Source organism: Algoriphagus sp. 4150, assembly GCF_031457395.1.
Taxonomy (GTDB): Bacteria; Bacteroidota; Bacteroidia; order Cytophagales; family Cyclobacteriaceae; genus Algoriphagus.
In genome coordinates this window covers 190,228-209,965 of record NZ_JAVDWS010000003.1, presented here as the reverse complement: position 1 = coordinate 209,965, position 19,738 = coordinate 190,228, and the positions used below count along the sequence as shown (strand labels likewise).

General features: G+C 41.6%; 17 protein-coding genes. 8 read left to right on the top strand and 9 right to left on the bottom strand.

Features of this window, described 5'->3' with window-relative positions:
• Position 1 precedes the first annotated feature (1 nt).
• The 6 genes from J2X69_RS07095 to J2X69_RS07070 all read right to left on the bottom strand — a co-directional run bounded on the left by J2X69_RS07095 (position 2) and on the right by J2X69_RS07070 (position 7,221).
• On the bottom strand, positions 2-913 hold the full coding sequence (locus J2X69_RS07095; protein WP_310100707.1) for a ParB/RepB/Spo0J family partition protein: 912 nt from the start codon (positions 911-913) through the stop codon (positions 2-4).
• Between the two features lie 2 nt (positions 914-915).
• Positions 916-1,698, bottom strand: a complete 783-nt coding sequence (locus tag J2X69_RS07090) for an AAA family ATPase (RefSeq protein ID WP_310100705.1) — start codon at positions 1,696-1,698, stop codon at positions 916-918.
• Positions 1,699-2,293: 595 nt separating this feature from the next.
• A complete protein-coding gene (locus tag J2X69_RS07085) occupies positions 2,294-3,817 on the bottom strand; it encodes an NAD(P)/FAD-dependent oxidoreductase (RefSeq protein WP_310100703.1) in 1,524 nt (507 codons plus the stop codon).
• Positions 3,804-5,090, bottom strand: a complete 1,287-nt coding sequence (locus tag J2X69_RS07080) for an AMP-binding protein (protein ID WP_310100701.1) — start codon at positions 5,088-5,090, stop codon at positions 3,804-3,806. The genes J2X69_RS07085 and J2X69_RS07080 overlap by 14 nt, the downstream gene beginning before the upstream one ends.
• Before the next feature lie 117 nt (positions 5,091-5,207).
• Complete coding sequence (gene acpS, locus J2X69_RS07075; RefSeq protein WP_310100699.1) at positions 5,208-5,573, bottom strand: holo-ACP synthase; 366 nt, start codon at positions 5,571-5,573, stop codon at positions 5,208-5,210.
• Complete coding sequence (locus J2X69_RS07070) at positions 5,554-7,221, bottom strand: C45 family peptidase (RefSeq protein WP_310100697.1); 1,668 nt, start codon at positions 7,219-7,221, stop codon at positions 5,554-5,556. Before J2X69_RS07070 ends, acpS begins: the two co-directional genes overlap by 20 nt.
• Positions 7,222-7,295: 74 nt before the next feature.
• On the opposite strand from J2X69_RS07070, the gene J2X69_RS07065 reads away from it, so the two are divergent.
• Both J2X69_RS07065 and J2X69_RS07060 read left to right on the top strand, forming a co-directional pair.
• On the top strand, positions 7,296-7,889 hold the full coding sequence (locus J2X69_RS07065) for a hypothetical protein (RefSeq protein WP_310100694.1): 594 nt from the start codon (positions 7,296-7,298) through the stop codon (positions 7,887-7,889).
• A 246-nt stretch (positions 7,890-8,135) separates the two neighbouring features.
• A complete protein-coding gene (locus tag J2X69_RS07060; protein WP_310100692.1) occupies positions 8,136-9,377 on the top strand; it encodes an NAD(P)/FAD-dependent oxidoreductase in 1,242 nt (413 codons plus the stop codon).
• A 255-nt stretch (positions 9,378-9,632) separates the two neighbouring features.
• On the opposite strand, the gene J2X69_RS07055 is transcribed toward J2X69_RS07060, so the two are convergent.
• From J2X69_RS07055 to J2X69_RS07045, 3 genes are all read right to left on the bottom strand, one after another.
• The gene (locus tag J2X69_RS07055) at positions 9,633-10,046 is read right to left on the bottom strand and encodes a PIN domain-containing protein (RefSeq protein ID WP_310100690.1); all 414 of its coding nucleotides are present in this window, start codon (positions 10,044-10,046) and stop codon (positions 9,633-9,635) included.
• Positions 10,043-10,285, bottom strand: coding sequence for a DUF6364 family protein (locus tag J2X69_RS07050; RefSeq protein WP_310100688.1), 243 nt, complete (start codon positions 10,283-10,285; stop codon positions 10,043-10,045). Before J2X69_RS07050 ends, J2X69_RS07055 begins: the two co-directional genes overlap by 4 nt.
• A 290-nt stretch (positions 10,286-10,575) precedes the next feature.
• Positions 10,576-14,382, bottom strand: a complete 3,807-nt coding sequence (locus J2X69_RS07045; RefSeq protein ID WP_310100686.1) for a methyltransferase domain-containing protein — start codon at positions 14,380-14,382, stop codon at positions 10,576-10,578.
• A 279-nt stretch (positions 14,383-14,661) separates the two neighbouring features.
• On the opposite strand from J2X69_RS07045, the gene J2X69_RS07040 reads away from it, so the two are divergent.
• The 6 genes from J2X69_RS07040 to J2X69_RS07015 are packed head-to-tail and all read left to right on the top strand — an operon-like array spanning position 14,662 to position 19,698.
• On the top strand, positions 14,662-16,206 hold the full coding sequence (locus J2X69_RS07040; RefSeq protein WP_310100684.1) for an aromatic amino acid ammonia-lyase: 1,545 nt from the start codon (positions 14,662-14,664) through the stop codon (positions 16,204-16,206).
• Position 16,207: 1 nt separating this feature from the next.
• Positions 16,208-16,939, top strand: coding sequence for a 3-oxoacyl-ACP reductase FabG (fabG, locus tag J2X69_RS07035; RefSeq protein WP_310100682.1), 732 nt, complete (start codon positions 16,208-16,210; stop codon positions 16,937-16,939).
• Positions 16,936-18,150 carry a beta-ketoacyl-[acyl-carrier-protein] synthase family protein gene (locus J2X69_RS07030; RefSeq protein ID WP_310100680.1) on the top strand — a complete coding sequence of 405 codons (1,215 nt, stop codon included), beginning with the start codon at positions 16,936-16,938 and terminating at the stop codon, positions 18,148-18,150. Before fabG ends, J2X69_RS07030 begins: the two co-directional genes overlap by 4 nt.
• Entirely contained in the window at positions 18,147-18,395 is a 249-nt protein-coding gene (locus tag J2X69_RS07025; RefSeq protein ID WP_310100678.1) for an acyl carrier protein, read from the top strand. Before J2X69_RS07030 ends, J2X69_RS07025 begins: the two co-directional genes overlap by 4 nt.
• Entirely contained in the window at positions 18,395-19,267 is an 873-nt protein-coding gene (locus tag J2X69_RS07020) for a lysophospholipid acyltransferase family protein (RefSeq protein WP_310100676.1), read from the top strand. Before J2X69_RS07025 ends, J2X69_RS07020 begins: the two co-directional genes overlap by 1 nt.
• Positions 19,267-19,698, top strand: coding sequence for a 3-hydroxyacyl-ACP dehydratase (locus tag J2X69_RS07015; RefSeq protein ID WP_310100674.1), 432 nt, complete (start codon positions 19,267-19,269; stop codon positions 19,696-19,698). The genes J2X69_RS07020 and J2X69_RS07015 overlap by 1 nt, the downstream gene beginning before the upstream one ends.
• The last annotated feature ends 40 nt before the right edge of the window (positions 19,699-19,738 follow it).

Below are 19,738 nucleotides of genomic sequence, written 5' to 3'. Positions count from 1 at the left end.
ATTAGATGATTTCCAGGATTTCCAGAATCCGATTCAGATCCGATGCAGAATTAAAGGGGATCTTTATTTCTCCTTTATTTTTGGGATTAGACTTTAATGCCACTTTGGTTCCAAAGTGCGAAGCTAGTTGCTGCTGAAGTTTATTGATCTCATATTTCCGGACAGGATCAAGTTCCGGAGCGGCGGGTTTTTCAGGTTTGCCTTCACTTAAAGCCTTTACCATTGCTTCCACTTTTCGCACGCTAAGTTCTTCCTCTACGGCTTTTTTGAAAATCGCGAGTTGAACATCCACATCTTCTACATTGATCAATGCACGGGCATGCCCCATAGAAAGTTGCTGATCACGGATTGCACCTTGGATAGTGGGAGGGAGCTTGAGCAGACGTAAATAATTGTTAACAGTCGTTCTGTTTTTTCCAACACGCTCTCCTAATTCTTCCTGCTTCAAGTCACACTCTGCCAGCAGTCGCTGATAGGATTGGGCGATTTCCAGAGCATTTAGATTTTCACGCTGAATGTTTTCGATTAGTGCCATTTCCAGCATCTGCTGGTCGTTGGCCGTACGTACGTATGCCGGAATTTGACTTAATCCTGCAATTTTTGAAGCCTGAAATCTGCGCTCTCCCGAGATTAGCTGATATTCATCACTATCCAGTTTTCTGACTGTAATAGGCTGAATAATCCCCTGAACTTTGATGGATTCTGCCAGCTCTGCCAACGCATCTTTATCAAAGTGAACCCGGGGCTGAAATGGATTGACTTGGATTTGAGTAAGAGGAATTTCGAAAATGCCGGTTTTAACTACTTCAGGCAAAATTTCCTCAGATTTATGTTTGGCAGGGCTATCTTCGAGTAAGGCTCCAAGACCTCTACCCAAGACACTTTTTTTACGATTCGGTTTTTGGTCTGACATGGTTATTTGGTCACTTTTTGCAAGTCATTTTTCTGTACTATTTCGCCTGCCAAATTCAAATAGGCGACTGCGCCTTTTCCGTCAGCATCAAAGGAAATCGCAGGTAAACCAAAACTAGGTGCCTCGCTAAGTCTTACATTGCGGGGAATAATGGTATCGAATACCATGTTTTTGAAATGTAGTTTTACTTCTTCCACCACTTGGTTGGAAAGACGAAGTCTGACGTCATACATGGTAAGTAAGATGCCTTCTATTTCCAGATCCGGGTTTAGTCTGGTCTGGATGATTTTTATTGTATTCAATAATTTACCCAATCCTTCCAATGCAAAATATTCGCACTGAACGGGAATAATTACGGAATTTGCCGCTGTAAGGGCATTGATCGTAATCAATCCCAATGAAGGAGAACAATCTATGATGATGAAATCATACAGGTCTTTTAACTCATGGATGACCTCTTTCATCTTCTCTTCTCTGTTGTCCAGATTGATCATTTCCACCTCAGCACCGACAAGATCAATGTGGGATGGTACCAAATCCAGATACTCTATTTCTGTACTATGGATGATCTCTTTGACGTCAATTCCATCTACCATGCATTCATAAATACTGGTATTGATGGATTTGGGATCATGACCCAGCCCGGAGGTGGTATTGGCCTGCGGATCAGCGTCAATCACCAGGGTCTTATATTCCAGGACAGCTAAACTAGCCGCAAGGTTCATCGCAGTGGTAGTTTTGCCTACTCCGCCTTTCTGATTGGCTATGGCAATGATTTTTCCCATGGTGTTGATTGAAGAGTAATTTAATCTCAATATTAAGCAAAATGAATTCTTTTCCGGCTGATCTCTCCGCTTTTTTTAGCTTTTCCGAAACAACCTGTAATTTGGGATTTGACTGAAGCTTAGAATAATCTTTTGATTCAAGTTTTTGAAAACCAGTGTATTGATTAGCCTTCCGATTATCCCGTAAGCCTATGGAATACGTGTTTTTTTCTTTAAGGATTATTTGTTAATGCTAGTTAAGCCTAACGTAGTATTTTGGGAGATAGTACAGTTTGTCCCGCCATAGCTTGTTATAAAAAAGCATGAAAGCCCTAAGTCATATTGATTTCAGAGGTCTGGAGATGAAATGAATAGCATGCATTTTATTAAATGATTATCTGCAATGATGCCAGTAGCTGAAATTTCTTTGCTCACCCGGTTGGATGACCGAAGACGGAAGGCCGAAGTGGCCTCAATGTCCCGATGGCTATCGGGATTACCAAATTCTATATTGCTTTAGCCGCTTTATTGGCAGAAAAGCGGACAATCACATTTTTTAAAACAGCAATTGACTTTCAGCTTGGAGCTTATTCTTCGTTATAGAAGCTAATTTGAATCAGACAAAAGCCTTTAGCTTATCCAGCATGTGTTTTTTTCCTAGAATAAACTGGCAGGTGACCATGGCGCTGATGGTCACTCCCAGTACTCCATGAAGAATTACATTTTGGCCTGTTAGAAATAAATTTTCCAGTTTGGTATTGGCACTGATAAATGACTTTACAGGCGCATTGTAATCCTTCTTGATGCCATACAGTCCCCCTTCCATAGTTCCGATGTAATCCCGCTGGGTGAGTGGCGTAGCTGTATACCAGCTCTCTATGCATTTATCAAAGTCCGGATAGATCTTACAGAGTGCTGCTATTATTTCCTCAGCTTTTTCTTTTTTGAATTTCATATATTCATCGGATCTCTCGCTTTCGCTAAGCGTGGTGTTGAAACTGTTCTCCCATTTTTTCACGTCTTCATACTTCATGTATGCCATAGCGGTAAGGGTATGCGCATAGTCTGTATTGGCGTTTGGTCTGGAATTGAAAATTGCCAAGGCTTTCAACCAATTGTCGGGCTCGTATTTGTGCGCACTCCATACATCTCCGTCTATGAAATGATATCGGTTAGAATTTGAGAACTTGAAGGTATCGGGTTTTAATTTGATGTACATGATAAAGGAGGAAGTGGTGTTATCCAGCTGTAGCATACGGTTGACATTCACTTTCCGAAGCCCTTCGGTATTCAGTAAACTGAAAGTCCGGGTGGGATGGATGTTGGATATAAACTGTTTTCCTCTGACTTTTTGTCCATTGGCAAGCTCCACGTACTCAATAAGCTTAGGAGTATTGTGGATTTTGGTTACTTCAGTGTCAATGAAAATATCTCCACCCATTTTCTTGATGTCTTTGCGAAGCTGCTTCGAGATCTGATCACTATGTTTTAGCTTGTAAGCACTTCCGATATAGGAATCTATAATCAGTGCATGAATATAAAAAGGAGAGGATTCTCCCTCCCCGGCATAGAGTAAGTTTGATCCTGCAAGCACCTGCTGAAGTTTTTGATTACCGGTACATGAGGCTATCACTTCCTTGGCACTCAGGCTGAAAGTGCTCATTTCATCAGTTTCCGAATAATCCTTAGCTAAATTATACCATTCAAATTTTTCGCAAATGCGCTTAATTTCCTCACAGTATTTCCTTAATCCTTTTTCCTCTTGGGGGAAATACTTGAGCAGTTGCAGTACAAAATTTTCGTATCCCTGCCCATGTGGGTAGTGTATGCCATCATTTTCAAAAGAAATCACATCGTAAGCATCCTTATCCAGAAGTTCTTTTTCCACGTTGTCCATGAGGTTGAAGTATCTGAAAAAGGGATAAAGCGCCTGACCTTTTTCCAAACCGCCTATGTAGTGAACTCCGGAATCGAATTTAACCTTGTCCCGTTTGAACGTCTGGAGATTCCCGCCTATTTGTGCGTTTTTCTCAAGAATACAGACGGACTTTCCTTCCTCTGCCAGCACGTATCCGCAGAGCAAACCTCCAAGTCCTGATCCTATGATGACAATGTCATATTCTTCTTTAAAATGAGGCATTTCTATGATCAATTATCTTTTTTGGCTTTCTGCTATTTCCACGGAAAAGTAACTGCTGGATAGCTGAAGCGGATGATTTCTTTATAGTCGGTTTTACTCGAAGTCTTGCCTGCAATCCAATAAGAAGATTGTAGGATTCTTCCTCTGTAAAAGTTTCAGGTAGCACTATACTCACCTCATCTAAACCGTTGTAATCCCGGTCAATTTCGATAAGGTAAGGACTTGCAGAAGGATAGTTGTGAAGGATTTCTTCAATCTGATTCGGGTAAATTGTCGTGCCTTTCAGCTTGATCATCTGAGCCAACCGCCCTTCTATGGGGCCAAGTCGCGGGGTGTTTCTACCGCAGGCGCAGGTGTCCGCATGTTTCCTGGCAAGGTCGCCGGTTTGAAATCTAACCAATGGCATCCCTTCGATACCCAATGGAGTCACTGTGACTTCTCCAAGTTCTCCATCTGCAACTTCATTTCCATGTTCATCCAAGATCTCCAGAATGATAAGCTCGGGAAGTAGATGCCCGCCTTGCTTTTCTTGACATTCTGTGAATGCGGTAGCCATTTCTGTAGAAGCGTAAGTTGATCTCAGATCAATGTTCCAGTGTTGTTTGATGTTTTTGCTCAGCTGATTATCGCTGAAATCAGCATTTCTCAGCGGCTCGCCTATGCAAAGTGCTCTAGTGATCCGATTGGAAATAGCACTGGAATGCGAGCCTAATTTTTGAAGAAAAGAAGGAACGGCTATCAATGAAGTGGGATTGACCTGTCTGATCATTTCCCAGTGAAACTCAGGTGTACCTTGCCCTGCCCGAAGTACAGCGGCACCGATTTTTGTCAATCCAAGGTAATATGCCATTCCTGCCATAAAACATTTGTCCAGCGTAGTGGTGATTTGGACGATGTCATCAGCTGTAAAACCGGCAATTTCGAGTGACCGGGCTTCATTATAGGCTAATCTCTCCAGGTCATTTTTGCTGAGTGCGATGCTTACGGGCTTTCCTGTAGTCCCGGAGGTGGTTACATATTCCACTACCTCTCGTTGAACAATGCTTAAGAATTCAGCATTGAACTCGGCAAGGTCTTTTTTTGATGTTCTGGGGAATTTGGAAAAATCCGAAAGTTTGGAAATAGCAGCGATGTCCTGCTTTGAAAATTTGTCTTTATAAAACGGAGAGTGGGCCAGTGTATAGCTCAGATGTTTTTTCAGCAATTCTACCTGCCTGGCTTCTATTTCATCAGCAGGCAGATAGTCAATATGATTGTCCGAAGTGATTTTCATCTGTTTATATTTTGATTTTTAATGGTCAGATAGCCTGTCCCGAACTTGTTTCGGGAGAATCTCACATATTGGATAATCATCCCTCTTTATGTCTCCCTATACTCAATTTCATGTTTTTTAAATTACAATTACCACTGCTACTGCAGTTTGCGAAGTGTGACTGATTGTCAAAAGCATATCGGAAAAGCCTTCTTTTTCAAATGCCTTCTTCGTATTTCCATGTAATCTTAGTTTAGGCTGTCCGGATTCAAGTTTATAGAGCTCTATTTCGTGGAATTGGGCATCACTTGTCCATCCCAATCCTACCGCTTTCATGTAAGCTTCCTTTGCTGCAAATCTTGCAGCAAAGCACTGATCAGAATTTCCCTGAGCTAGGCAATACGTTTCTTCTTCAGAAGTGAAAACCATCTTTACAAATGATAGTTTTTGGCATTTCTGCGCCATTCTCTTCACCTCCACGATGTCAATTCCTATGCCTCTCATTTGATTTAGTTAGGTTTTCTGAGATGTGGGTGCTGATTCCAAGATAGGGGATTGCTTTACTTTGGGCATGCTCGTAGTAAGTTTTTGCCGACGCAAAGTCCTTTTGGTTAAAGTAGAAATCCGCCAGCAATAAATAAGGTTCGTAGTATTCCGGGTTTGTAGCAATCCACTTGTCTATAAATCCTTTCTCTGAAACTTTCTTCTCCGGAGCTGTCTTAAAATCCACCTTTAAAATTTTGTATTGCTCATAATCTGAAAACCCCAGACTGGTATAGAACGGATCCTGACCCAATCTCAATGAGTCTATTTCAGGAGAACGAATCGGGTCGAGATCTGCCATGTTTTTAATGGATCTTACATTGTAAGCATTGAATACATTTTCTTGAAACGGTGCAGCAGAAATGTATGCAATTCCTTTTACAGGTTCAAAAATCACTGCATGATGTGCCAACAATTGATTGATTGCCATGGGATTTCCTATTCCCAACTCCTTGCCATTGGGACCTTTTTGATCGCGAATGTATCGAAGTGTATTCTCTACAGAAATAGTGGTGTCGTCAGCAGTGAGTTCTCTCATACGATCAAATCGGGGCATGGATTCGGAATCCCGGATATGGTCTAGATTAAGCTGCGAGTTTTTGTATTCATCGCTTTGGAAGTGGTTTGCCACGATGAGCTGATTATCTTCGGGATAATAGATTGCTGTTTTTTCAGGGGTTTTTTCGATGACAGCGGTGGTCTGGTCCAGAGCGGAAGCTATTGTGAATGATTCAGACACGAACACATCATACTTGGAGATGATCTCATAGGCTTCTTCAATGGTGGAGGCATATTGGATCACATCTCTGGCGATAATGGAGACTGGAGTAGAGCTTTTGGTAGGAATCTCTGAAGGAAGGGCATTCAGTGTGACTGTAAGCCCTTTTTCATTCATCCCCGATACTACTCCACTGAAGCCTCCCCAAGTCACAGAAACGAAGTCGTATCCTTCGCTTGGATTGACGAATAGGACAATTTTATCCTTCGCAAATTCATCCCCGAAGTAAAAATCAAAATTCCTTCCCAAAACCATCTCAGGCTCACCGGAATCAAAATCCCATTGTGAGACAGCGGTACAAGCTACCAGATTCATATTTTGGACCATGTGCCCGATGTCATGTGCGGCGTGATAGTTCAGTACCCTGTTGAATTTTGGTCCTATGTAGGAATAGTCATCAGAGAAGCTTTGGGAGACTCCGTAGATTTCCTGGAGATATTCCTCAGGAATGTCTTTATCCAGGTTACGGTTGAACCAGCCAAGACCCAACTGCATTACAGTGCGCAGAATTCTTGATGGAAGAAGTTTTTCGATCTCTCCCACGAAAGCTGTTTCCTGGCTTTGGATAAGTTCCTTGTGGAGAAGTCCCAGTGCTATACCCCGTTCGTAAGCAGTCCCCTCAATATAGCTTTCCCAATTTCCTGACTCGTTTTTTCTTAGCCAGTTATTTTTGTATCGAAAAGTAGTGCTGTTTACCGTTTCCCGTTGTGGATTCTGAATCTGAATTTCCGGTAACTCCGGAGCGGGATAAACCGTAATTTTAATAAAAATTAAGGGGATGATAATCAACAGAGAAATGACTCCGGAAATGATGAGTTTTTTCTTCCGCAATTCTAGTCTAATTTAGTCCCTTGATTCTTTTGAATAAAAGAGAAGGAATATTCACATTAATAATCGTCAAAGTTATGAATTTATTTTGCTCCCTTATTCTTCCATTCCTGGCATTTTTCCCACCTATGGAAAATGAGATTACTAAAATTGATGGGCCTATCACTTGGATAGGAATTGATTACTCACAGGCCAAATTTGTAGGGGCTGCCGGATTTACCGAGCCCGGTGATTTACCGAGATTTTTACTGGCATGGAATGATTTTGTAGTCACTGAGCCCGACAAGTATGATGTAAAGAAGGCATTAGGCACCTCTGATGTGACAATAGATTTGTCTTACACCTATCAAATAAATGAGGGGCTTGATACCAAGGCTATGGTGCAGGAGGAGGATCATAAGATCACCCGGGAAGAGGCTGAGACTGTTGCGAGATCATATGATTTGTCCGGGATTCAAGGCACAGCGGCGCTTTTGGTGGCAGAGTGTTATAACAAAAAAGCAAATAAGGGCTCACATTGGTTAATTCTAATCGATGCCCAAACTTCTGAAGTCGTTTCGGCAGAGTATTTTGTGGAAAAACCTAGAGGATTTGGTCTTAGAAACTACTGGGCCCGAACTATATATGAACTATTGGGCAGCAAAGAGAAGGCTACTAAAAAGGGCAGGTAAGAGGTAGTTAGCTTGATTGAGATTTAGCGGGGAAGTGGGCAAAGGTTTGGTATGAAGATAATAGTATAGGGCTACGTGCATACAGGTGCTTTTGCCCAAGTGAGTACCCTCACTCACTCGATTCTATCGGTGTGTCAAGGATATCCGTGAGTCAGGTTACTCATGGTGGCGAGGTAAGTAAAAGATAGTGCTTTGCAATGATTGTGCATTTTGGGGATTTAGTGCCTGGTTTGGTATAGGATTGATATGAAGAAAATAGTAGTAATAGGTGCAGGTCCCGCTGGAGCTGTGGCTTCAGGATATCTGGTAAAGCAGGGCTTCGAGGTGATTGTATTGGAGAAAGAGGGGTTTCCCAGATTTGTGATTGGAGAAAGTCTCTTGCCTAAGTGCATGGAATCATTGGAGGAAGCAGGCTTGATGCCCCCTTTGCTTGAGAAAGGCTACCAAAAGAAGATGGGAGCTTCTTATTACAATAGAGAAAACCAATCGTGCACATTCTTATTCAGTCAGCAATTCTCGAAATCTTGGGATTGGACTTGGAATGTGCAGCGGATGAATTTTGATCAAGACCTGGTGGATGCTGCCAAAACTAATGGAGTACAGTTTCTCTTCGGGAGCACCGTGACCTCCGTGGAGATCGATGGAGATTACCGTTCAGTGACTTATGAGCAGAGTGGTGAGAAAAAGACTGTTGAAGCATCCTTTATTATCGATGCGAGCGGATATGGACGTGTACTGCCCAAGTTGTTTGACTTGGAAAAATCCTCAGCTCAGAAGCCCAGAGGCGCTGTCTTTGCGCACTTTGTAGATCAAAAGAGAACAGGAAGAGAAGGAGATGATATCTTTATTTATCCTTTTGACGATAAGAATTCCTGGATTTGGGTGATTCCATTTTCAGATGGGACGGCAAGCGTTGGCTTGGTTTCCGAGACGGAAGAAACAAAGGCTTTTGCCGCTGATAATTACGAAGAATACTTAAACTTCGTGAGGAGTTTTGAATTGCTGAAGGGCAGATTTACCGAAGCTGAGTATAAGCGTGATCCTACCATGATTTTGGGATACTCGGTAGGGGTAAAGCAAATGTATGGAGAGGGCTACGTGCTGTGCGGGAACTCTACGGAATTTCTGGATCCGGTATTTTCTTCAGGGGTCACATTGGCAACTGTTTCCGGATTGCTTGCTGCAAAATTGGTGGAGAAGGAATTGAATGGAGAATCCGTAGATTGGAAAACCGCCTATGAGGATGAAATGCAATATGGTATAGAGGTTTTCCGGTCCTATGTCAATGGCTGGTATAACGGAGAGTTGCAAACCATTTTCTTCAATCCAAAGATTAATGCAGAGATCAAAAAAAAGATATGCTCGGTATTGGCCGGGCATGTTTGGGATCTGACAAACCCGTTTGTGAAAAAGCACCGCACCATACTCTCCACTCTGGCAAATGTGATCAATATTGAGAATAAAGCGGTGAATGTAGCAGAGGAGTAAAAGAATGTATGATTACTTGAAATCGAGCCTGCCTGCCGGTTATAATCACATGAAATGCCCATGAGAAAGGTTTCTCACACAGAGGAATGATTATGTAGGGCATTCCATGTGGCCATTGAAAAACAATTATAACCACATGAAACCGGCTGTTTATAAACGCAGTGGCAGTTTAGGAATGATCTTAAATCCTTAACTGACTTGTGGTTAAATGCTAACTGCATAATTGTTGCAATAGATTGTTACACAGAGCAACAACTATAGGTTTAATAACAATTCGTCTGGCGTCATAACCCTAATTTCGCTTTCTTTAAAATCCTTTATATTTCTAGTAATGATATAGTCAATATTCTCGATTGAAGATGCGCAGAAGATTTGAATAGAATCTTCAAAATCTTTGTGGTTTGAGCGAAGACCTTTCTTTATTATAGCTAAATCCACAGCAATTACTTTTATATAGTCAAGTAGATTAGACAATACTTCACGTAACTCTTTTTCTTCTAAATACTTCTTTAGTAAGTAATGAGTCGTTGCTATCGAGTGGGATGAAGTGAAAATTTCTAGTTCACCTTCTTCAGCTTTTTGAAAAATTTCAATGGCATATTTACTAAAAGGTTTTCTGTCAGCAACGAGATCAACAATTATATTTGTATCTAAAAAAGCTTTACTCATAGGTGCTTGGATTCTAAAACAGCTCTTAATTCCTTTTTCTCATCAAAGTCCTTTGGAAGCTTCACGGCGCCAACTATTTTCTTTAATTTAGGAGACAACTCATTTTGGGAACTTTCTTGTGTAAGTGTAATAAGATAGTTTTCAATTAGTTGAGATAAACTTCTTCCGGTATTTTTCGCATACGATTTAGCCCTGTCAATAATAGCCTTGTCAACCGTTAATGTGAGTTTAGTATTCATTACACGTGTTTTTTATTTAAACATACGTATTTGATTTATGGTTTCAAAACGACTCGCCCGATATCTTCCAATAGCAGGATTTAGAGCTTTATGTTCCCGGCAAGCGATTGGCCACAAAATCATCACCACCCGAAAATGCACAAAACCAAACGGGAACCAAGCTCATATTTACACGATCCTCCAAAGTATACACCAGCCCTTCACCAAAAGAAAATCTGTATTACACAAACTGGAATCTGAAAAAAAAGAACAAACTAAAACCATATGCTTCTTTCCTGAATTCTGCCAATCTATCTAAAGCTTTTCTTAATCGCCATCAGCGTGTTGCTAGAGTCCTTAGACTCAGACATGATTTTCAATTCCAGTTGATTTGAGGAAGCCCAGTTTTCAATAAATGCCAAGTCAAAAAATGAAAGCTCATCTGTTACTTTGTTAAATCTCATCCATTTGGTGCTCCATTTCTCAGAATTGACAGTCCACTTGTGTTTTTCGGAATCATTGAGTAAACCATCTTTGATGATAAGAATACCGTCATTTGTCAAGCTTTTGAGGCATTGATCCAGTACCCTGTTTTTTTTCTCCGTATTCAGATAATGCAAAACGTCCATTAAGATAATGGCTTCTGCAGGAGCTAAATCTATCTCCGAAATATCAGCGGAAATAAACTCCATGGTGCCGTCATTCAGGTAACAATTCTCTGCAATGGCTATTTTGTTTTCGTCGTAATCTATTCCGATGATACTTCTTTCCGGATTTTTCAGTTTGAGAAAATAGCTTAAAAATCCATTGCCACAGCCGAGATCATAGATTTTGCTTTTGTCGATAAGCTCTTGGTGAATCAGCTCAAAATTATGTTTTTCATGACGGTACTTTATTTTAAAGTACCATTCTAAAATTGGCCCCTTGTACAGATACCCGTAAGTAAGTGGGATTTCCAAATAGTCAGTATCTTCTCTTTCCAAGGTGAATCGTGCATGCTCCTCCTTGAAGTACTTGGTAATGTTTTTTGCCCGCTGGCTGTAGCCTTGACCAAAACTTTTGTCAGAGTTTGAGATTCTAGGAAGGACTTTCATATTTAAGTATCCGCTCTTGACATAGTAATCACCCTTTGGCAGGCTGTAGTGCAAGCCATGAAGCAGTACTGGCGTAATATCAATCTGAAGTAACTCGCTTAGATAAAATGCGCCTTTGTGGAATCGGGTCATTTTTCCATCTACAGATCGGTGGCTCTCAGGGAATACCAATATAGAGTAGCCGTCAGCGATCAAGCCGTGCAGCTTTTCCAAACTGTCTTCAATAGGGAGGAAGGCCGGAATGTAATCCGCAAAACGGATAAACTTGCCGAAAATAGGTGAATTGTAAACCCAGGGACCAACCAAAAACGTAATTTTCGGATGCTGCATCGCGATGTACAAAATATCCAGAAAGGAACTGTGATTTGCTATGATCACCGAAGGTCTGGAAAAGTCCAGCAACTCATAATTGTAGTAGCGCTTCTTGAGAAACACCATGAATTTCAACAAAGACCAGGTGAAAAATTGTATTAGTCGGTGTACAAAAAGTTTTTTGCTCTTCACTTTCCAGAATGGGACAAGCAGCACGATCACGGTAAGTAGGGTGCTGATCATGCAGCCAAGGAAGAAAAAAGTAAAGGCAAAAATACTGAAGATTAATTCCAGCAAGGTATAGGGTGGCTTGCCCTGATCGGTTCGTCGGATGATCAGCATAGTGTATAAAAATGGCTGAACCACGAAACTCAGAATTACAATGGTACTGATTCCGATCACACTGATCGCCGCTATAGACCTGATCGCGGGATGTTGACCGAAAAACAAAACCCCCGTCCCAATAATTGTACTGATAGACGAAAGCAATATTCCTGCTTTGTTCGTGGCCAGACCGTTTTTCCCATATTTATACTTGGTCTGTAATCCGTCGGTGATGAATATGGCAAAATCATCTCCCAAACCGAAGATGATCGTGGCGATCATGATGTTGATGAAGTTGAACTTGATATCAAAAAGTGCCGCCAAACCCAAAATCCAGAGCCAGCTCAACACCATTGGCAGAAAAGAAATCAGCGTCAATTCCAATCTGCCATACACAAGCAGCATGGTCACAAACACCAGTACACTGGCGATGACAAGGAGCAGGTTGAAGTTGGCTTTCACTGAATTGACCAGTGATTCTGCCACGCTTTCCCCATCTACGATAAATGTTCCCTGCACCGACTCAATCGTTTCCTTCAGCTGCCCATACTCATCTTTGTCAAAAACTACCGTCGTGAGAATACTCGTATTCCGGTCATGAATAATCAGCTTTTGAACACTTTCAAACTGAGCGGCAAATTCAAAGGTGTTGATCTTCTCCGGCGTGGATTGTAAGCTACTTAGAAATGGAGAAAAAGCACGGGAACTGAAACCCAAAGAATCGGAAACTACTGCAAATTGATTGGTAAATGCTTCTCCTTTCTTATCCCAAAAAGCCATCCAAGCTTCTGCTTTTTGTGAGATTTCTTCTTCCGGGAAAATAAAGGAGCCAATAGAATTTACCTCCTGATTAGTCTTAGAGGAGTTCTGAGTCAGTGTTTTGAAAAGTGCTCTGTTGTGCTTAGCTGCTTCATTTTCATTCTTCCCGTGAGCCACTACGGTAATTCGCTTCTGTGTGTCGGGATTCAGATTTTGATGGGCGATTTCTTTCTTTTTGAGTTCCTCAGGATAGAAATTAAGCTTGTTTAGATCATTTTCAAACGCTACGTCATTCGCGTAAAAGGCAAGAAATCCGGTTGCCAGAAGAATGACTAGGAGTATCCATTTAGGCTGTTTGATCTTTTCTGAGCTAAATTTTTCAATTAGGCTGTCCAGTTTTTTGCTTCCGTTTTGCGTTGTTTTTTTACCGAAAAGCAGGATTAGATGCGGAAAAAGGAACAGGATGAAAAGTAGCGTGAATAATAGGCTCAGACCCGTAAACATACCAAAATCCCTCAGGGCTTCGGAATTTGCAAAAGTCAATGAAAAGAAGGCGATAATTGTGGTGATACTGCTGACAACTAATGGGAAAGCTATGCTGTTTCGGGTTTTGATTGCATCCTTGTCCTGACTCAGATGGGAAAAAAAGTGAAAAGAATAATCCACTACAATTCCCATGATCACTGCACTGGCACTCAGTGCCAAAGGTGAAATCCCTCCTGCAAAAAGGTAGATCAACGTGATGGACGCAGCAATCCCAAAAGTGCCGGGTAATACAAAAAACATAATGGTGGAAAACTTCCGGTAATAAAAGTAGAGCAGCCCTACTATGAAAAGCAGCGCTAAATTTATTGTGATAATAATGTCTTTTTTGATCTGTTGAGCATTGGCTGATACAATCGTAAATGAGCCGAAATAATCGAGATGGGCATGCGATGGATTCTGATTCCAAGATTTCTTGAAATCCGCAAGTTGGGTATCGAGAAGCTGTACACTACTTACTTCCTTAGGATCAAAAATAAGTTCACCGTTAATCATGAGGCTCGTGCCATCTGTCGAGATGTACAGTCCTTCAGTAGCAAGCATACTTTGAAGAGAAAGACCTTTTGAGAGATTTTTATAAGCCAATTGGCTAAAGTGGAGTGGGTCATTTGAGATGGACTGTGCCATCCCAAAACCCTGAGTGCTGTTGAGCGTTTTTTTGTTTGAAACTAGGGCTGTTACAAGGTTTTTTCTCTGCAGCAAACTATCGATAGCATGGTAGTCACTTTCCTCCAAAAACAAATAAAGATGTTCTTGGACCATGGAATTGAAAACATCGGGATCTATATCAGATCGATATTGAAGGGAGCTGATCTGGGTTCCAAAATTTTCATTTAGTCTGTTGATCAGCATATTCCCTATACTGTCTATTTTATACTTATCACCTTGAAAATCTTGAATATCCAATGAGAAAAACACAGCACGTTCGCCTTTTTCAATCACCGGCTGCAGGGCGTTCAAGTCTAGGTTTTTAGGGATGGACTTGTTTAGATTTTCATGGATATCCAGATTCAAAGCACTGAAAGCACCTGCCGACAGCACCAGGACAAAAAGAAATACAGGGAGGTATTTTATCAATTGACGCATAAAAATCCAACTACCAAATTCTTGGTCTCAAAGTGCAATATTACAATCTACCTATGGAAGTTCTTTGCAACTCATTTAAATATTCGTTTAAAATAGGTCTTCAAGTTTATCGTGAATACTAAATGTCCTAGTTTTGTTACTTATATTATTTTAGTGATATGAAATCGAGCATGATCCCGTATCTACGGGAACACGGAGAGGGATGATTATCAGCCATGCGAGATTCCATAGCCTGCCCCGACTCATCGGGGTGTCCATTGAAAATCAAATTATAAACAGATGAAAGGAAATCTGCCGAGTGATTATCTGCAGTTGGAGGATATTAAAAGATATTTTAGGAATGATGATACCTATGTATTGTCCGAAACTCAATTGAAAAGGACGATTCGGTCTTTTCAATTTTTAAGGAATTTTTCCAAAAATAAAGTGATTTATGGAATAAATACGGGATTCGGGCCGATGGCTCAATATCGTATAGCCGAAGATGATTTAAGAGAACTTCAGTATAACTTGATCCGCAGTCACGCCAACGGAACGGGTGATTTTCTCTCGCCCGAGGCTACCAAGATCATTATGATCTGTAGATTAAATACTTTGGCACTGGGCTTTTCGGGCACCAGCCCAGAAGTATTGGAGACCCTGGCTAGCTACATCGGGCATGGAATTTTCCCGCTTATTCCTCAGCATGGAGGAGTTGGTGCCAGTGGTGATTTGATTCAGTTGGCGCATTTGGCGTTGGGGTTGATAGGAGAGGGAAAGGCGTATTTCAAAGATGAACTAATGCCTGTCTCCCAAGCACTCAAGATTGCCAATCTAAAGGCGACCGAGCTTCATCTCAGAGATGGCCTGTCCCTTATTAATGGGACTTCCTGCATGAGTGGATTGGCCACTATTAATCTAATCCATACATCCACGCTCTTACATTACAGTATGCTGGCTTCCTCTGTGATGAATGAGCTGACAGCCTCCTATACGGATTCTTTTAGTGAAGAACTGAACGGGGCAAAACTTCATCCGGGACAGCAATATGTTGCCCGGAAGATGCGGGATTTTTTGGTCGACGGAAGTGTTTTGAAAAACAGGAAAGATCATCTCTTTAATGAGAAATATATTGATGGTCAAGAGTTTTTCTCCGAGAAAGTGCAGGAATACTACTCACTTAGATGTGTACCTCAGATCATCGGACCCATTTATGATACTTTTTTGAATGCCAAGAAAATAGTGGAGGAGGAGATCAATTCGGCAAATGACAATCCCATAGTATGTGCCGATACCGGAAATGTATATCATGGCGGAAACTTTCATGGGGATTATATTTCTTTTGAGATGGACAAGCTTAAAATCGGCGTGGCTAAGCTGAGCATGCTGATGGAAAGACAGATTAATTACCTGATGAATGATCGGTTGAACAATAAGTTCCCTGCTTTTCTGAATATGGGGAAGCTTGGATTCAACTTTGGCTTACAGGGGATGCAATTCACGGCAGTAAGCACCACGGCTGAAAATCAATCACTCAGTACATCCGTATATGTTCATTCCATTCCGAACAATGGAGATAACCAGGATGTTGTGAGCATGGGTACAAACTCAGCACTCATGGCAGAGCGGGTGATAAATAATACCTTTGAGGTATTGGCTGTTCAGTTGGTTGCGATTGCGCAGGCGATTGATATAGCTCAGAGCTATGATCGACTATCTACCTCTTCGAAGGAGTTGTATGATTTTGTGAGGGAAGAAATAGAAGTGATAAAGGGTGACAGACCTAATTATGAAGGATTGGCCAGATTAAAGGCTAAGTTGTTACAAAGTAAAGAAGGAGTATAAAATGAGAGATTGTTGCTTGATCACAGGAGCCTCCAGAGGTATTGGGAAAACCATCGCTATCACGCTGGCTCAGGATTATGGATTTCATATATTGATTAATTATGCTGACAATGAGGCTGCTGCTCTGGAAACTTTGGCTGCAATAGAAGCAAATGGTGGTACGGGGGAATTGATGCAATTCAAAGTTCAGGATTACGAAAAGACCACGGAAACTATAGAGACTTGGATCAAATCAAATCCTGAGGATCAGATTAAAGTGTTGGTGAACAATGCGGGGATCACCAAAGACAATCTGTTGGTTTTCATGGAGAAGGACGATTTTAATCAGGTGATCGACATCAATTTGCGAGGTACTTATAATGTGACAAAGGCTGTGATCAATCATATGGTGAGAAAAAGATATGGACGCATCATCAATGTCGCTTCCCTTGCGGGCGTCAAAGGTGTACCCGGGCAGACGAATTACTCAGCTTCCAAGGGAGGTATGATTGCTTTTACCAAGTCTTTGGCGCAAGAAGTGGCGAAAAGAAAAATAACGGTGAATGCGGTAGCTCCGGGATTTATCAGCACTGATATGACGCAGGATTTGCCGGAGGATGAATTGAAAAAAATGATCCCAATGAATAGATTTGGTACACCGGAAGAGGTGGCAGGCACGGTTTCATTTCTTGTTTCTGAAAAAGCCGCCTATATCACCGGTGAAGTAATCAACATAAACGGAGGGATCTCATGAGCAGGGTAGTGATCACAGGCATGGGGATTTATTCCTGCATTGGCAAAAATCTGGAGGAGGTACTGCACTCTTTGCAAAATGGATTGAGTGGTATTTCGATTGATCCTGCTAGAGAGGGGATGGGATTTCGATCCAAGTTGGCCGGCTTGGTGGAAGAGCCTGATCTGAAAACTGTCCTCAGCAGAAAACAACGTAATACACTTAGTGAAGAAGCCAAATATGCTGTCGTAGCTACAGAAGAAGCCCTGGGAATGGCAGGATTGGACCTGTCATTTTTTGAGGAGAACGAGGTGGGGGTGATTTATGGAAACGATTCTTCGGCGAAAGCAGTGATAGAGGCAGTGGATACGATCCGTGCAAAGAAGGATACCACACTGGTAGGTTCAGGTTCTATTTTTCAATCGATGAACAGTACTGTCACCATGAATTTGGCGACTATATACAAGCTGCGGGGTATCAATTATACGATCAGTGCGGCTTGTGCTTCAGGTTCGCATGCCATCGGTATGGGATATCAATTGATCAAAGCCGGAATCCAAGACATGATTATTGTCGGTGGAGCACAAGAGGTGAATCCTTTGGCTTTCGGGAGTTTTGATGGCTTGGGTGTGTTTTCTACCCGTGAGGATGATCCGAAAGCATCCTGCCGTCCCTTTGATAGAGATAGGGATGGACTGGTGGCAAGTGGAGGAGCTGCCACACTGATTATTGAGAGCTACGAGTCTGCTACGGCTCGGGGAGCCACTATTTTGGCGGAGTTGGTAGGTTATGGTTTTTCTTCCAATGGAGAACATATCTCTAACCCCAATATGGACGGACAGGTACGGTCTATCCGCATGGCACTGAAAGGAGCAGGTCTGAATCCTGAGGAAATCGATTATGTAAATGCCCATGCTACATCGACTCCCGTGGGGGATAGATTTGAGGGAATGGCACTTAAAGAGGTCTTTGGATCGCAAACCCCGATCAGTTCTACCAAGTCCATGACAGGCCATGAATGCTGGATGGCGGGTGCCAGTGAGATCGTTTATTGCTTACTGATGATGCAGAATAATTTCATTGCACCGAACATTAATTTCGAAAATCCTGACGAAGTTTCTTCGGAACTTAATATTATTGCACATTCAAAGAAAGCTGAGTTAAGCCATATAGTCTCGAATTCTTTCGGGTTTGGAGGCACTAATTCAACTTTAATTATAAAGAAAATATGACGAAGGAAACCGTAATAGAGAAGATAAATAACTTCCTTGTAGAGGAATTTGAGGTGGATGAAAGCGTCATTGAACCTACTGCCAGTTTGAAGGATACATTGGAATTGGATAGTTTGGATTACGTGGATTTGGTAGTGGTGATTGAGAATAATTTTGGATTCAAAGTGACAGGAGAAGATTTTAAGTCTGTGAGTACCTATCAGGATTTTTATGACCTGATTTTTGATAAAGTGAGTGCGAAGTAATGGCCTCATGGACGGGTAGAAGCAGGGGGAATGTTCTTGGGTACAAAATAGTAGTGGGTTCTCTTCGCGTCTTTGGCTTGTCCAATACGTACATTTTGCTTAAAGTTATTTCTTTTTATTATTACATTTTTGCGCGGGAACCCAAGGAGCATATTCTTGATTTCTATCAAAATCACTTGGGCTTTTCTGCTCAAAAGGCAAAAGCTCTATGCAAAGCCAATTTCTTTTTGTTGGCTCAAAGTATCCTGGATAAGATCGCACTGGCAATGGATCTGGGAAAAGATATTTTTTACAGGCAGAAAGGTGAGGATCAACTGATCCGAATGGCGAAATCAGGGCAGGGTGGATTTGTTTTTTCTGCCCATGTGGGGAATTGGGATATTGCCGGCAACCTGCTTCAAAATCTGGATGTACCACTCAATGTGGTGATGTTCGAAAACGAGGAGCAAAAAATCAACAGCTATTTGGATAGGATAGGATCGAAGCCCAGTTTCAACATCATTCCGATCAAAGAGGATATGTCACATTTGGTAAAAATCTACAAACACTACAAACAGAAGGAATTGATCTGCATCAATGCGGACCGTTTTTTACCGGGGTCGAAAACCATTACAGCAAATTTTCTAAATTCGAAAGCGCACTTTCCTGAAGGACCCTTTTCCATAGTAAATAAGCTTAAAGCTGAATATACTTTCGTTTTTGCGGTGAAGCACAGTAAATTTGGATATGAGTTTAGTGCAACCAAGCCATGTAAGGCTGACGGTGACATCCATGAAATTGTGGCGAATTATGTGGTTGCTTTGGAAGAAAAAGTGAAGCAATATCCAGAGCAGTGGTTTAATTACTACGACTTTTACCAAGATCCATTTTGATGCTTTCAGCAAAACAATTAGCCGGAATTCCTGTTATTTCTCTGATACCCCAACGTGCTCCTATGGTGATGATCAGCAGAGTGGTGGCGTATTCTAAAGGAGAGATCAGGTCAGAATTTGATGTTGAAGCAGATAATATCTTTGTGAATCGTGATCTTTTTTCTGAATCGGGAATGTTGGAAAATATTGCCCAGACAGCAGCGGCAATGGTGGGATTGGAAGCTAGGGAGATAGGCGAAGAAGTCCCTTTAGGGTTTATTGGAGGGATTAATAAAGTGAAGGTTACCGGTTTTGCGGCAGTCTCACAGACGATTACTACCCAGGTGGAAATCCTGCAGGAGGTGTTTAATATTACACTGATCAGAGGTAAATGCTTTATCTTGGATGAATTGCTGATGGAATGTGAAATGAAAATTGTAATCAATCCGTGAAATCAAGGATGGTGCAGTACCTACGGGAACACGCAGCGGG